The 13,863-nt window shown below is 65.5% G+C and carries 12 protein-coding genes and 1 pseudogene; 5 read left to right on the top strand and 8 right to left on the bottom strand.

Annotated elements, in window-relative coordinates:
* Nucleotides 1-179 precede the first annotated feature (179 nt).
* Together ACWDEW_RS11065 and ACWDEW_RS11060 are read left to right on the top strand one after the other, a co-directional pair.
* Entirely contained in the window at nucleotides 180-1,457 is a 1,278-nt protein-coding gene (locus ACWDEW_RS11065) for a DUF3500 domain-containing protein (protein ID WP_450511700.1), read from the top strand.
* A complete protein-coding gene (locus ACWDEW_RS11060; protein ID WP_450511698.1) occupies nucleotides 1,454-2,839 on the top strand; it encodes a HupE/UreJ family protein in 1,386 nt (461 codons plus the stop codon). Before ACWDEW_RS11065 ends, ACWDEW_RS11060 begins: the two co-directional genes overlap by 4 nt.
* A 105-nt stretch (nucleotides 2,840-2,944) precedes the next feature.
* Here the strand turns inward: ACWDEW_RS11060 and ACWDEW_RS11055 are convergent.
* Nucleotides 2,945-3,874: pseudogene (locus ACWDEW_RS11055) on the bottom strand (hydrolase); the annotation flags it as partial.
* Between the two features lie 332 nt (nucleotides 3,875-4,206).
* Nucleotides 4,207-5,055 (bottom strand): hypothetical protein, encoded by an 849-nt coding sequence (locus tag ACWDEW_RS11050; RefSeq protein ID WP_450511696.1) that lies wholly within the window; start codon nucleotides 5,053-5,055, stop codon nucleotides 4,207-4,209.
* Nucleotides 5,056-5,397: 342 nt separating this feature from the next.
* On the opposite strand from ACWDEW_RS11050, the gene ACWDEW_RS11045 reads away from it, so the two are divergent.
* Nucleotides 5,398-6,000 (top strand): nitroreductase family protein, encoded by a 603-nt coding sequence (locus ACWDEW_RS11045; protein WP_450511694.1) that lies wholly within the window; start codon nucleotides 5,398-5,400, stop codon nucleotides 5,998-6,000.
* 11 nt (nucleotides 6,001-6,011) lie between these two features.
* Here the strand turns inward: ACWDEW_RS11045 and ACWDEW_RS11040 are convergent, their stop codons facing one another.
* Complete coding sequence (locus tag ACWDEW_RS11040) at nucleotides 6,012-6,215, bottom strand: DUF397 domain-containing protein (protein WP_450511692.1); 204 nt, start codon at nucleotides 6,213-6,215, stop codon at nucleotides 6,012-6,014.
* On the bottom strand, nucleotides 6,215-7,060 hold the full coding sequence (locus ACWDEW_RS11035) for a helix-turn-helix domain-containing protein (RefSeq protein WP_450511690.1): 846 nt from the start codon (nucleotides 7,058-7,060) through the stop codon (nucleotides 6,215-6,217). Before ACWDEW_RS11035 ends, ACWDEW_RS11040 begins: the two co-directional genes overlap by 1 nt.
* A 203-nt stretch (nucleotides 7,061-7,263) precedes the next feature.
* On the opposite strand from ACWDEW_RS11035, the gene ACWDEW_RS11030 reads away from it, so the two are divergent.
* Nucleotides 7,264-7,857, top strand: a complete 594-nt coding sequence (locus ACWDEW_RS11030) for an ATP-binding protein (RefSeq protein WP_450511688.1) — start codon at nucleotides 7,264-7,266, stop codon at nucleotides 7,855-7,857.
* Between the two features lie 152 nt (nucleotides 7,858-8,009).
* Here ACWDEW_RS11030 and ACWDEW_RS11025 read toward each other — a convergent pair whose 3' ends face one another.
* Nucleotides 8,010-11,171, bottom strand: coding sequence for a DUF3427 domain-containing protein (locus ACWDEW_RS11025; RefSeq protein WP_450511686.1), 3,162 nt, complete (start codon nucleotides 11,169-11,171; stop codon nucleotides 8,010-8,012).
* 157 nt (nucleotides 11,172-11,328) lie between these two features.
* Here ACWDEW_RS11025 and ACWDEW_RS11020 point away from each other — a divergent pair, with 157 nt between their 5' ends.
* On the top strand, nucleotides 11,329-11,844 hold the full coding sequence (locus tag ACWDEW_RS11020) for a YDG/SRA domain-containing protein (RefSeq protein ID WP_450511685.1): 516 nt from the start codon (nucleotides 11,329-11,331) through the stop codon (nucleotides 11,842-11,844).
* 19 nt (nucleotides 11,845-11,863) lie between these two features.
* On the opposite strand, the gene ACWDEW_RS11015 is transcribed toward ACWDEW_RS11020, so the two are convergent.
* The 3 genes from ACWDEW_RS11015 to ACWDEW_RS11005 all read right to left on the bottom strand — a co-directional run bounded on the left by ACWDEW_RS11015 (nucleotide 11,864) and on the right by ACWDEW_RS11005 (nucleotide 13,765).
* Nucleotides 11,864-12,286: a very short patch repair endonuclease gene (locus ACWDEW_RS11015; RefSeq protein ID WP_450511927.1), complete on the bottom strand. Its 423-nt coding sequence runs from the start codon at nucleotides 12,284-12,286 to the stop codon at nucleotides 11,864-11,866.
* Between the two features lie 90 nt (nucleotides 12,287-12,376).
* The gene (locus ACWDEW_RS11010) at nucleotides 12,377-12,706 is read right to left on the bottom strand and encodes a nuclear transport factor 2 family protein (RefSeq protein ID WP_450511683.1); all 330 of its coding nucleotides are present in this window, start codon (nucleotides 12,704-12,706) and stop codon (nucleotides 12,377-12,379) included.
* 48 nt (nucleotides 12,707-12,754) lie between these two features.
* Nucleotides 12,755-13,765, bottom strand: coding sequence for an SEC-C metal-binding domain-containing protein (locus ACWDEW_RS11005; protein WP_450511681.1), 1,011 nt, complete (start codon nucleotides 13,763-13,765; stop codon nucleotides 12,755-12,757).
* Between the last annotated feature and the right edge of the window lie 98 nt (nucleotides 13,766-13,863).

The following is a 13,863-nucleotide window of genomic DNA, read 5'->3' as shown; positions in this document are numbered from 1 at the left end:
TGAATTCTCTGAATTCAGGCCGCATTGCTGTGGAACCTGAAACTTATTTTATCCACGTGGCAGTGCATTGAGATTTCGGTAAGAACATCGATAATGTTGTCAACAATCGCGCGAACGGCCGGTCGGCGCTCCGCTGACGAGCGGAATCCCTGTAATTTCTGGAATCGAAGGAGTCGTTCGTGAGCAGAGACAGAACCCGTCTGATACGCACCAGACGGACCTGGCGCGGCATAGCCGGAGCCGTTACCGCAATTGTGCTGGTCGGCGGCGGTTTCGCCGTGGCGAATGCCTCGACGGACACCGGGACTGGCACATCGGCGGCGGGCGTCAAGCGCCCGGTCGACAAGAAGGCCACCGGCGTCGGCGCCGTCGTCAGCGCCGCCAACGAGTTCCTGAACACGCTGGACGCCGACCAGCAGGCCTCCACCCTGCTCGACCTCACACAGGCCAACGCGACCGCCTGGTCGAACCTCCCCTGCGGCTCCACCTGCCGCCCCGGCATCCAGCTCGGTTCCCTGACGGACACCCAACTGGCCGCCGCCATGAAGGTGTTGAAGCTCGCCACGGGCACCGGCAAGAACACCGGGTACGACCAGATCACCCAGATCATCAAGGCCGACGACGTGCTCAACTCGGCCCAGAGCACCAGCTCCGCGGGCCCGGCACCGTCCGACACCGCGTCGAGCACTGCCTCGGCGGACCCGTCCGCCACGGCGGACCCCAGCTCTTCGGCGACGGACGCGCCGACCGACGTCCCCACCGGCACCCCGCCCTCCGGCGGCACCGGCGGCGGCGCCTTCGGCTACGGCAGCGGGGTCTACTTCCTCGCCTTCCTCGGCACCCCCTCGGCCACCGGCACCTGGCAACTCCACTTCGGCGGCCACCACTTGGCCCTCAACCTCACCTACAAGAACGGCAAGGTGGCCGGCGCCAGCCCGTTCTTCGTCGGCGTCGAGCCCACCACCTGGACCGACGACGACGGCACCACGTACTCCCCGCTCGCGACCATGCGCGACGGCCTGCTCGCCCTCACCGGCAGCCTGAGCACGGAGCAACTGGCCACCGCCAAGCTGTCGGAGTCCTTCAGCGACGTACTCCTCGGCCCGGGCCAGGACGGCCAGTTCCCGGAGACGAAGGAGGGCATCAAGGTCAGCACGCTCTCCCCGAAGCAGAAGCAGCTGGTCCTCAAGGCCATCCACCCCTGGATCGCCAACGTGGACGACGCCACCGCGAAGAAGCTCATGAAGACGTACGAGCACGAGCTGAACCAGACCTACGTGGCCTACTCCGGCACCACCGCCCTCGACACCCAGGGCGACTACGTGCGCATCGACGGCCCCGGCGTCTGGGTCGAGTTCGTCTGCCAGAACGGTGTCGTGTACCGGGACCAGATCCACTACCACACCGTGTACCGCGACCACACCCGCGACTACGGCAGCGAGTTCACCTTCTCATGATCCGACCGCGAACTTGGCTGACCACAGCGCTTCGCCTGGTGGCCGGGATCGCGATCGCGGTACCGGCGGCGCTCCTCCTCGGAGCGTCGCCGGCCGCCGCGCACCCGATGCCGCACTCGGTGGTCCGGCTCGACGTGTACAAGGACTCCGTCACCGCCCAACTGGCCCTACCGGTAGGCGACTTCACGACGGCAAGCGGCATCGACCTCAACACCGTCAAGTCGACGGCGCCCTCCACCAGGGCTCGGGCCATCCGCACCTACCTCGCCGCCCACATCCACCCGACCACCCTCAAGGGCGAGGCCTGGCAGGTCACCATCGGCGCCCTGAGCCTCAGCCGCACCGAACAGACCTCCACCGGCCCCTACCGCGAACTGGTCGCGAAGGCGGTACTCACCCCGCCGGCCGGCGCCGACGTACGGCACTTCACCTTCGACTACGACGTGATCGTGCACCAAGTGGTCACCCACATAACTCTGGTGACGGTACGTCAGGACTGGGCGGCCGGCCGGGTCACCGGCGACGGCGCCACCCAGGTCGGCACCATCCGCCTCGACGTCCGCCACATGAAGGTCCCGCCGCTGACCGTCGACCTCGGCAAGGGCAGCGCGTGGCGAGGCTTCGTGGCCATGCTCCAACTGGGCGCCAACCACATCCTCACCGGCACCGACCACCTGCTGTTCCTGCTCATCCTGCTGCTGCCCGCACCGCTGTTGGCGGCGGGCGGCCGCTGGAACGGCGGTTTGGCAGGCCCCCGTACGGCACTCACGCGCATCGCCCGGATCACCCTCGCCTTCACCGTCGGCCACTCGCTCGCGCTGGCCGCCTCCGCGCTGACCCGCCTCCAGATCCCCGGCCGACCGGTCGACGCGTTCATCGCGGCGAGCATCCTCGTGGGCGCGGTCCACGCGATCCGCCCGCTGTTCCCCGGCAGGGAAGCCCTCGTGGCGGGCGTCTTCGGCCTCGGCCACGGCATGGCGTTCTCCTTCGTCCTCGCCGAAATGCACCTGTCCACAGGCCAGTTGGCGTCCAGCCTCCTCGCCTTCAACCTCGGCATCGAACTGGTCCAACTCCTTCTGGTCTGCCTGGCGTTGCCCTCCCTGCTGGTACTGGCCCGCCTTCGGGTACAGCCCGCCCTGCGGGTGACCGGCGCGCTGATCACGGCCACGGCGGCGATCGGCTGGCTGGCGGACCGCCTGGGGCTGCCCAACCCGGTGGCGAGGGCGGCGGACAGCGCCGGATCCCATACGACGGGGATGCTGACGGTGCTTGGGGTGGGGGCGGTGGTGGCGGTCGGCTGGATGCTGGTCACGCGTCAACGCCAACGTCAGCGCCGGAGTCAACGTGGAGGCGAGCTGGCGGAGTTGGGGACAGCGACGTAGCGATTCGTGACGTAGAGGCGGATGCGGGCCGGGGTGTGTGCTCCCCGGCCCGTACCTGTACCTGTACCCGTATCCCTACCTGTACCCGTACTCAGTGGTTCACGAGGAGAGCCACTCGGTTGCGTTGAGGGCGAGGGCGGCGTTGGTGGCGCCGGTGTCGTTCCAGCCGTCGTAGAGCGTGTTGCCGGACTGCCCGGTGCCGTCGTCGACCGGCGAACTGTCGCCCCAGAACGCCACCTTGCCGCTCCCGAAGGTGCTGGTCGCGAAGAAGGCGCCGGTGTTGCCGGAGTAACCGCTGCGGTACAGCAGCCCCTTGGCGGCGGAGTTGTCGGCGGGCTTGATCGTGGCGGTCGTGCCGTTGGCGATCAGGCTCTTGGTGACGGTACCGAAGGAGCCGTGCAGCACCGGGTTGCTGCTGTCGCTGATGGCCGCCGGGTAGCCGGAACTGATGTTCAGCGAGTCGATCGAGAACCCGAACGGGTCAGTCGAATCAACGCTGTTGTTGGTCATCAGGTCGTTGAGGATCTGGACCGCGTCGTACCCGTCGTTGTTCCGGTCGGACCCCGTGTGGTCGGAGATCATGAACAGTCCGCCACCGGCCTTCACGAAGTTCATGATGGCGGTCTTCTCGGCCGTGGTGAACTTGATGTTGGGCTCGGGGAGGACCAGTGTGTCGAAGTTCGAGAGGTCGTTCGCCGACGAACCCCCGTAGGTCAGCGCGCTGGTAGCGGTCTTGAGGCTGTAGTCACCGGTCTTCTGCAGCGCGATGCCCCACGACGACAGCGCTCCCGTCCAGTCCTTGTCGGAGGAGGGGGAGGAGTCCTGGGCAAGCGGATCGGGCTTGCTCGTGGAGATGATCCAGTCGGCGTTGCCGGCCTCCTCGGCGTGCCCGTCGTCGAACAGCACGCGGTGCGTAGTCGCTGCGGCGGCGGGGGTGACGGTGGCGGCCTGGGCGACGGCTCCGGTGGCGAGCAGGCCGAGGACGGTGAGCGCGGTGGTGAGCCTACGACGTGACGTGGGCGCCGTACATGACATGAGCGTGCCAAGGCTGAGCATCCGGTGAACCTCCGTGAAGTGGGGGGATTCCATGAGTGGGGGTGGAATGAAGTGGAGTGAACAGGGGGTGCGGGTGCTGCGGATGTCGCCGACGGTGGTGAACTGCGGTGAATCTCCGCGCGTAGAACGGTGGTTGAGTGATCACCGATCAACACAAGGGAGGACGGTACACACGGGACCGGGACCGGCGGGAGGGCCTCCCGCCGGTTCACGTAGATCTCTTACTTGGAAGGAACGGGCGGGCGGAACGGCGAGCTGTGGCTGACCGAACCGAGCCTGAACGGAACCCGAACCGAGCGGAGTTGAGCCGCTTACCGTACGTCGACGAAGTCGCCGGGCGCGGTCGCCGCAGCGGTGGTGGAGGTACCGGCGAAGACGTACCGGTAGTACCCGTCGACCGTGGCCGTGGTGGTGGCCTTCAGAACGCCGGTGCTGTTGGTCTTGACCGTCTTGAGGGTGGTGTAGGTGCTGCTGCCCTTCTTGCGGAACTGCAGCTTCGCGGGCTGGGACACATACCCCGCGTACTTGCCCGTCGACCAGTTCGCACGGGCGAGCTTCCCCGTGACCGTGATGGTCTTCCCCTTCTTGACCGGCTCGGGCGTCGCGTCGGCGGTCAGCGTGGAGGCCTTCTTGATCGAGGTGGTGGCGACGTCGTCGTTGTAACTGGCGTTCGCGTACAGATCCCAGGCCCCCAGGAACAACTTCCAGGTCCCGGCCACGCCGTTGTCCTTCATGTCGGTGGCGGGATGGATGTTGAAAACGGCCTTGCAGGTGTACGTCCCCTGCGTCGCCGTCTCCGTGCAGGCGGGGTCGTCGTCCGTCCCCAGCCCACCGGTGATCCCGTCCGTGGTCGAACTGTCCGTCCCCTGCCACAGGAAGGCCTCGGTGAGCGCGACACCGTTCTGGTCGGTCGCGGTGTACGTCACGGTGACGGACTTCGTGCCGCTGGTACCGAGGACGATGTCCTTGCCCCCGTTGATGACGGCGTGCGAGAACTTGGTGTTGCCCAGGGAGTCTCTGGGCTGAACGGCCGCCGAGGCGAAGGACCTTAGCCCCGCCGCGGCCCCCTTGCGCTCCGCCGCCTGAGCGGCAACCGGAAGAGCGAGCGCGGACAGGACCACGGCACCGGAGACAACGCCGGCTGCAACGCGTATACGCATGAAACCCCCACAGGAACCTGAGAGGCCCGCCCAAGTTTCGCCTTGGCCGGGCCTGTTGATCTCCGCATCATATGGACCCAGGTCGGAAATGGTGAAGATCTCTTGTGCAATAAGTGCGTAACGGGGCAGTGGGGATTGGGGAGTTGGTATCGACCTGAGGGGGCCGGCGTGGCGGGGTGCGGGGGCGGCACCCGTCTGTTCTTAGCGCGCCCACGACCGCAGGTAGGCCTGTCTGACTGTCGGTCGAGCCGCTGCCTGCCGCAGTGACCCTGGGCGTGCGACGCGAGATTGGCAGATCAGCAACTCCCTGTGACCGATTGGTTCGTGACAGGATCTGCCGCCATGGAATTCTCCGAGGTGGTACGTCGCAGGCGCATGATCCGCCACTACACCGACAAGCCCCTGCCCCCGGAGGTGACCGAGCGCATCCTCGCCTCCGCGCTACGAGCCCCCTCGGCCGGCTTCTCCCAGGGCTGGGCGTTCCTCGCCTTGACCGACCCGGCCGACCGCGCCCGCTTCTGGCCCTTCGTCCCCACCCGGGTCGAGAAGACCCCGACCATGCAGGACGCCCCGCTGGTCGTGGTACCCCTGGCCCACAAAGCCGCCTACCTGGAGCGCTACGCCGAACCCGACAAGGGCTGGGAGGACCGCGCCGAGGCCCGCTGGCCCGCGCCGTACTGGCACATCGACACGGGAATGGCCGCCCTGCTGATGCTCCTGACCGCGGTCGACGAAGGGTTGGGTGCCTGTTTCTTCGGCATCATGCCTGAGCAACTCCAGCCGTTCCGGACGGAGTTCGGGGTGCCGGAGGAGTACGACCCGATCGGCGGGATCACGGTCGGGTACCGGGCTGAGGATGTTCCCGAGCAGAGCGGGCGTATTGCGGAGCGGCGGCGGGGCGTGGAGGATGTTGTTCATCGGGGGCAGTGGGGGCGGCATGCCTGACGCCGTGTCCCTCAGTGTTGCGCCATCGCGCCGCCCCGCAACGCTTGGGTAAATGCGAGCCAAGCCTGTCTGTGGACGGCGAACGAAGAACCACTTTGGTCCTTTGAGTCGCGTATCAGGGCTCCATAACTGGTGTAGGCGCATTCGACACACTCCGTCCCACTGCCCCCGCTGTACGAGGACTTGAACCACTGGTGCGTCGAGGGCGCTGGCATCAGGACTCCTTGCTTATGCGGTGGACGATGTCCGTGGAGGACTCAAGGTCGAGTGCCTGTGCGCTGAGGTACTCGAACGCCAACCTATAACGGCCCAGTTCCTGCGGCTTCTCCATGAAGAGGCCGCCGCTGAGTAGGTCTACGTACACCACGTCCAGGTCCGCAGTCGGTCCCCGCAGGATGGCGAAGCTTCCAACTGCCGCTGCGTGCGCGCCCTTTGAGAAGGGGAGTACTTGGATGGTGACGTGGGGGCGCTCTGTCAGGGCGAGCAGGTGCCCGAGTTGCTCTCGCATGACTCCGCGACCGCCGACCTGGCGACGGAGTGCCGCCTCGTCGATCACGCACCAGATGCGGGGTGGTTCGTCTCGATCGAGGAGCTCTTGGCGCTTCATGCGGATGTCGACCATGTGCTGTACCTCGCGCTCCGGGCATTGCACCTCCGACGCTCGATGAACTGCCTCGGCGTAGGCGCGAGTCTGGAGTAGCCCGGGGACATACATGCACGCGTAGTGGTCTTCGCGTACGACCTCGTCCTCAAGCGTGAGCATGAGGTTCATGGACTCGGGGATGGGGTCGGCGAGTGATCGCCACCAGCCTTGGATCTTGGCTCCCTTGGCCAGCTCGACGAGGGCGAGGCGTTCTGCGTCGGAGGCCCCGTATTCGCGGCAAAGGGCGTCAACGGCCGGCCACTTGACCGTCCCCTCCTTCGTCTCATAGCGGCTCAGCGTTGCCTTTGAAATGCCGACGCTGGTGCCTGCCTCCTCCAGGGTCAAGCCCTTGGCTTCACGGAGTCGGCGCAGGTCAGCGCCCAGCTGGCGCCTGCGCGTGGTGGGTCCAACTGGCATGCTTTCAGCCCTTCATGTCGATCTGTCAGATCGTGCTGCCTGCGCGAGTCGGACGGCAAGACATCGCGCGCCGGGGGCGCGCGATGTCGATGTGCACTCCTCCTCACGCAAAATGAGAGTTCCATTTCGGGAGTTCCAGTGCAACCCTCAGTGTGAAGGTAGTTACGCATCGCAACCTGCCGTGCAGGTGGAGGGGTTGGGGCATGGACTGCACTACGTGCACACCGAGGAAGGCGTGGGAGCTCCCGTTCCTGGCGGAACCCGTGGAAGTAGCGGCTCTGCGGCGGGTGTTACGGCTCCACCTGAGGATCTGGGGGCTGCAGGAATTGACCGACGTGGTGCAGCTCTGCGTCAGCGAGCTCGTCTCCAACGTGATCACTCACGTGGGCGCAGGTACTCCGACCACTCTCGCCGTCTCTATGAATGGCAGCCGCCTGCGCATCGAAGTCCACGACCCTGACACCCGCGCCCTACCGACGCTCGTGGACGCAACCGACGATGCTGAAACGGGACGGGGTATGGCTCTCGTGACAGCCGCCACTGACCGTTGGGGTGTTCAGCTTCTCGCTGATCGGAAGGTGACGTGGTGTGAGTTCGGCACGGATCTGAACGCGTCTGGCGGGCAGTGCGGGTGTCATCGCGCAAGCCGGCTGAGGGCGGCGGTGACCGAGGCTGCGGCGATCGAACTCATCTCCGATCTCCTGCACTGGCTTCGGGTGCATGGGCGTGACCCGGAGGATGCTCTGGATCGGGCGCAGATGCGTTTCGAGGCAGACCTCGGTCTCGTGGGCGACTGACAGCTCTTCGAGGGTGGGCGGTGTGCGGTAATCCTCGGTGCCGGGTGGGCTGGGCTGGAAAGTGTGACGCTTGGTGCTCAAGTGTCACACTTTGCAGGACTGGTCCCCTCTGGCCCGTCAAGGGGTCGCGTTGCTCCGCTTTGAAGACCACATCACCCGGCGGCAATCGCCGAATACGTCCAGACTTCCGCCGGCAGTGCGTGCTTCAGCTTCCATTTGATCGCCATCGGCTTGCTCCCTGCGGAGTCTTCGAACTCAGCAGGACCGAGCAGCATCCACGGTTGGGCGCTCCCGATGTCCGTGCTTTTGTAGCGACGCACGAACAGCAGGACATGGCTGCCTTCGGTTACGTGGTTCTGGTAGCGCAGACCTGTGGGAGAGGTTGCCGATGTCTGATTCTGGGACTCCCAGTGGAAGAGAGTCTCGCTCAACGCGTAGTCGTGGTAACGGGTTTGGGGAGAGAAGTCCTTCTCGTCCTTCTCCAGAGTGATGAGGAGTGCGTCGGTCTTGATCGACTCACACCACTTCACGCCCTCACGGAAGTCGCCCGGCATGAAGCCACCGATGTAGGACTGGCCAAGGGCCGGGAGGATCTCCTCGCGGCTGTACGAGGCATGCACGGTCAGCGGAACGCCGTTCTGCCCGCCAACGCCCAGCAGCGGGATCGGGACGTGCTCCGTGTGCGCGAGGTTGAACTCCAGAACCTGGCGCAGCTCACTGCGAACCGCCCGCTGCTCGCGCAGAGTTGAGAATCCGGCGTCGTAGTCCGCGAAGCCTTTGCGAGTGACGCCACCAAGAGGCCATAGCTGAAAGAAGAGCATGCGCGCATAGGCCTGTCCCTGCTCGTCAAGTTCGCCGTAAGAGGGAGCGTCGTCCTTCAGCATCCGCGTGTAGGCGGATACCCGCAACGGGTCGTCTACGTGGAGAAACGCCGACACCCGCTTGAGAAGCGCCGCTTCCCCTTCCGGCGATTCACCCTTCAGAAGGCCAGCGCGGCGCAGCAACCCGGTCCAAGAGTTGCCGCTGCCTCGGTAGAGCTCCTTCAACTCGCGACCGCTCTCGTGCAGATACCGACTGAGCTTCGGCTCGGCATAGTCGGCAACCTCGCGTGCCAGCACCGTGACGTTGACGCCGATCTGATCCTTGATGTTGGCGATGATGGTTTTCTTCGCCTTCTCCTCAAGGATGATCTGGCAGCCGGACGGCAGTTGCGGGAAGTCGTGCTCGATGTTGTCCAGGAGACGCTTGCGGGTGAGGTTGGTGAGCGCGCGGAACTGGTTCTCGAAGCGGAACTCCTTGCGGTGCTGCCCAATGAAGTCCAGCACCGTGAGCACGGCCTTGTCCTCGGTGCGGCGCAGACCTCGGCCGAGTTGCTGAAGGAAGACGGTGGCGCTGGAGGTGGGACGCAGGAGGAGCAACGTATCCACGTCGGGGATGTCGAGCCCCTCGTTGAAGAGGTCCACCGAGAAGATCACTTGCAGAGCCCCTGACCTGAGGTCTGCCAGTGCCTGTCCGCGTTCCTCGGCAGACGATCCCCCGGACAGCGCTACGGCATTGAGGCCGGCCGTCCGGAAGGCCTCGGCCATGAAGTGTGCGTGCGCAACCGAGACGCAGAAACCCAGCGCCCGCATCGCCCCAGGGTCGGTGACCTTGTCCCTGACGGCCTTCACGACCAGCCGTGCTCGTGCCGTGTTCCCGGTCAGCACGTTGCTCAAAGCGCTGGCCTCATACGCTCCGCGCTTCCACTCCACGGTGCTCAGATCGGTGGTGTCGCTGATACCGAAGTAGTGGAAGGGGCTGAGGAGTTCGTTCTCCAGCGCTTCCCACAGTCGCATCTCGGCGGCGATCCGACCGTCGAAGAACTCGTCCTGGATGTTCTTGCCGTCCATGCGCTCGGGCGTCGCAGTGAGCCCGAGCAACTCAACTGGCTGGAAGTGGTCAAGGATTTTCCGGTACGTCGGTGAAGTCCCGTGGTGGAACTCGTCGATCACGATCACGTCGAAGTGATCACGGGGCAAGCGGTCGAGTGCTCGTGCGTTGAGCGACTGGACGCTGGCGAACACGTGAGTCCAACGTTCCGGGATCTCACCGCTGTGCAGCGACTCCCCGAAGTTCGCGTCCATCAACACGTCTTGGTACGTCCGTAGAGACTGCTGCAAGATCTCCTTGCGGTGCGCGACGAACAGCAGGCGCAAGTCGCGGCCGTGCTTCTTCCGGAGTTGTTTGTAGTCGAGTGCGGCCATTACTGTCTTGCCGGTACCTGTCGCTGCTACAAGCAGATTCCGGTGTCTGTCGTGCACCTCGCGCTCGACTTGGAGTCGCTCCAGCATGTCGCGCTGGTGCGGATACGGTCGTACTTCGAGACCGGACAGGGTGATCCCGCGGTCTTTGGCGGCAGTTGAAGAGGTGCCTCCGGCGACGGCCAGTGCCTCCTGGAGCCGTGCTCCGTCAGCGTCGGGGTCGTACGTCTCGAAGGACGGATCGTTCCAGTACGCCTCGAAAGTCGCCGCGAACTTCCGCATGACGTCGGGCGTGGCGATCGAGGACAGTCGAACATTCCATTCCAAGCCGTCGAGGAGCGCGGCCTTGGAGAGGTTGGAGCTGCCTACGTATCCCGTGTCGTAGCCGCTGTTGCGACGGAACAGCCAGGCTTTGGCGTGCAGCCGTGTCGATCGCGTCTCGTAGTTGACCTTGACCTGCGCGTTGAAGTCCTGCACCAAACGGTCCAGCGCACGCCGCTCGGTCGCGCCGATGTAGGTGGTGGTGATGACTCGTATCGGCACGCCTCGGTCGTGTGCAGCCTTCAGAGACTGTTCGATTATGCGCAGGCCGTGCCACTTCACGAAGGCGCAGAGCAGGTCCACATGGTCGGCGGTGGCGAGTTCGGCGCGCAGTTCGAAACCGAGACTGGGGTCCTCCGGCGAGTTGGTGATGAGGGCTGTGTCGGAGAGGGGAATGCCCGGGCGCACGGCAAAGACGCCTGGCGCCTCTTGCCTTGTCAGCGCGAGGAGTTGACGAGGGCCGTCAGCCACCAGGTCGACCCACTCCTGAGCACCTTGAAGTGTGCCGATGGACTCCAGGATGTGATTGGCGGCATATACCCGCTCGTCGGCCGGTAGGTTTTGCAGCACGCGTCGGACTGTTTGAGCAACGTGCCGCGTCAAGACGTGAGGCACGGATTCGATTCCCACTGGGTCGGTCACCGGGTGCCAGCCGAGGGCTGCGAGCTCCTTCAACTGCTGCGCGAACCGGAGCGTGATGAGCTCCTCGTAGAGGCCGGTAGACGGTTGCGCAACACTCAGTGGCTCGGACACGCCGGCTCCCCCGATCAGCAGACAGTTGCGCCCATGTCTAACAGAGGGTTCTGACGTCAGACGGTCAGGGCCTGGTCGAGAGTGCCCATGCGTCAAAAGTGATCAACCTCGAAATCATGTTTGACATGAGTGATCGAGCTCGATCCAATATGGAGTCGTGGAAATCGAACGAGTTATCGGTCATGTCGAAGGTGTCGACGTGGGAGCGGTCTTCCATCGGCGGTTGGATGTGATGCGCGCCAAGCTGCACCGAACCAACCAGAAGGGCATCTCATGGCTCACGGACGAGGACGGTAGCGAGGTCGGCGATGCCATCGTTCTGAACGGCGGGTACGAGGACGACGAGGATCACTGGACCTGGGTGCGGTACACGGGCGCTTCTCCGGACAAAGACAAGGACGAGAAGACCAGGAGTCTTCTGCGGAGTCAGTCATGGACGTATCGGGACAACGCTGCTCTGAAGCGCAGCCATGACCGCAATCATCCTGTTCGTGTCATTCGTGGCTATGGCGGTGACCCGCGTTACTCGCTGCCCGATGACTACAGGTATGACGGCTTGTACAAGATCACAGCTGTCCGCACTGCCGTGTCCAAGTCGCCTGCGCCTGATGGCTCCAAGATTGAGATTTGCCAGTTCGATCTGGAGCGCCTGCCTGACGAGCTTCAGGGATAGGCCACCCACGGGATCCCTTTCAGGTTGAGCGTCGAGGCTGTCGGATTTCGTCGCCGTGAGGCGCAGTAGCGGGCGACTTCACCACGCTGGTGGCGATTTGTTGAGCGACGTCCTGAGCCGACTCATGCTCCCAGAATCGATGGACTGACCACCCCGCGGCTCGCAGATGCTCGGTCGTCTCGACATCGCGCGCCATGTTCTTGTCGAGCTTGGCCCGCCACCACTCCGCGTTCGACTTGGGCTGCGTCGCGTGCAGCGGACAGCCGTGCCAGAAGCAACCGTCCATGAAGATGGCGATCTTGGCCTTCGGGAACGCGATGTCGATCGTGCGACGTGGCATGCCAGGCACCGGCACGTTCACCCGGTACCGCAGGCCCTCGGCATGCAGGAGGCGTCGTACCGCCACCTCGGGAGCCGTGTCGCGGGAGCTCTGTCGGCTCATGCGGGCGGACACGGCAGGGGAGGAGGGGACGACATCTGGCACGAACGTATTGTGCCGGCGTACTTGAGACGTTGTGTCGAGAGCCGCAGATCACGCCCGTTCGTCGCGCCGGTAAGTCCACATCTCCGCCAGCAAGCCACCCCGGACTCGGATCAGCCAGATCAGCCCGCTCACCGTCGCCGCCGCCGAACCTGCTCCCCGGCTCACCTCCCCAACCGCGGCCAGCAGTTCCCCTTCGCTCAACACCGCGCTGATGTCGAAGCGCAGGTCCGGCTGGGCGGTCCGGACGCGGTCCACCGCCCGGCGAACATCGTCCGGCCCCGTGATCTCCGGATGCGCATGGTCCCGCCACTCCGGATGAAGCACTTCACCGGCGACCGTCGAATCGCCGGTGTTCCACATCTCGAAGTAGCGGAGCACCAACTGGCGTTCAGAGGGCGTGTGTTGTTCAGTCGTCACGCTCGCCCCTCAGCCCCCGTGACACTCCCCATAAGCCCGCCCCGACCCACACCAACAAGAAGCCCCCCGCTGCGGAGGCCACACCACAGCTCGCCCCCGCGCCGCCAGCGTCGTCGCATACTGCGGCAGCAAGTCGACGTCCCCCGGTGACGCCCCCTCGGACGCCGCGAACGCCTCATAAGAAGGCACCGTCCCCGTCACGATTCCGAGGTTCGGGGTGCCTGAAGCGGCCAGCTCCCGCAGTGACCCCTCTATCGTCGCCAGGTGTTCTTCGTGCGAGGGGTACTCCTCGGCCAGCGAGGCATACGACCCCACCAGTTCCGCCAACTCCCCCTCCGGCCAGTGCAGTACGGCCACCGGGAACGGGCGGGACAGCGCCTCCCGGAACGCCCCGAGCTCCGCCCGCAGCCGTGAGATTTCGGCCTCAAGTTCCGCCGGGTTGTCGGAACCGAGTGACCACACCCGCTTCGGGTCGTGCAGTTCGTCCAGCGACACCGACGACGAGTGCAGCGTGTCCGCCAGCGTGTCCCACTCGTCGTGGGACACGCCCAGCATGCGTCGGACCCGGTGTCGGCCGAACAGCAACGGGTGGGTGGAGTACGGGGGTTCGGGTACGTCGGTCAGGAGCAGACGCACCCCCTCCGTGAACGTCTCCTGCGCCGCCTCCAGCTCGTCGTGGGACTCCAGGGACTCCGCGACGATCACCCAGGGGGCGGGATCGCGCGGGGACGCTGCCCGCACGCCGTCGATGATCGCCCTGGCCTCGGCCTCGTGGCCGTACTCCCAGAGGTTCGAGGCCTTGAGGGCCCGTACCAGGTGGGGGGTTTCCAGGGTGTCCGGCGACGACAGCAGGCGGTCGTAGAGCGCGGTGGCGGCGGGGCGGTCGCCGGCCAGTTCCAGGTGGGCCGCGGCCTGGATGAGCAGGGCCTCGGCGTCCTCGGGGTAGCGGGCGGCCGTCCGCTCCAGGCGGGCCGCTTCGGCGGGGTGGTCGACGTTCTCGGCGGGCGTGTCGGGGCGCATGAACGACACGGTACTGCCGATGCCGACGCAGATGGAGGCAAGGGGAGAGATATCCGCAGGTCGGCCAGTGAGAGAGACGTGGGACAGGTGTGAGACGG

The organism is Streptomyces sp. NPDC001100 (assembly GCF_053598575.1).
This window is presented reverse-complemented; position numbering and strand designations above follow the sequence as displayed.

What these genes read in the sequence shown, in the direction of transcription:
- ACWDEW_RS11060 (WP_450511698.1), top strand. Translation starts at nt 1,454, where the DNA reads ATGATCCGACCGCGAACTTGGCTGACCACAGCGCTTCGCCTGGTGGCC.
- ACWDEW_RS11050 (WP_450511696.1), bottom strand. Translation starts at nt 5,055, where the DNA reads ATGCGTATACGCGTTGCAGCCGGCGTTGTCTCCGGTGCCGTGGTCCTG.
- ACWDEW_RS11045 (WP_450511694.1), top strand. Translation starts at nt 5,398, where the DNA reads ATGGAATTCTCCGAGGTGGTACGTCGCAGGCGCATGATCCGCCACTAC.
- ACWDEW_RS11040 (WP_450511692.1), bottom strand. Translation starts at nt 6,215, where the DNA reads ATGCCAGCGCCCTCGACGCACCAGTGGTTCAAGTCCTCGTACAGCGGG.
- ACWDEW_RS11035 (WP_450511690.1), bottom strand. Translation starts at nt 7,060, where the DNA reads ATGCCAGTTGGACCCACCACGCGCAGGCGCCAGCTGGGCGCTGACCTG.
- ACWDEW_RS11030 (WP_450511688.1), top strand. Translation starts at nt 7,264, where the DNA reads ATGGACTGCACTACGTGCACACCGAGGAAGGCGTGGGAGCTCCCGTTC.
- ACWDEW_RS11015 (WP_450511927.1), bottom strand. Translation starts at nt 12,286, where the DNA reads ATGAGCCGACAGAGCTCCCGCGACACGGCTCCCGAGGTGGCGGTACGA.
- ACWDEW_RS11005 (WP_450511681.1), bottom strand. Translation starts at nt 13,765, where the DNA reads ATGCGCCCCGACACGCCCGCCGAGAACGTCGACCACCCCGCCGAAGCG.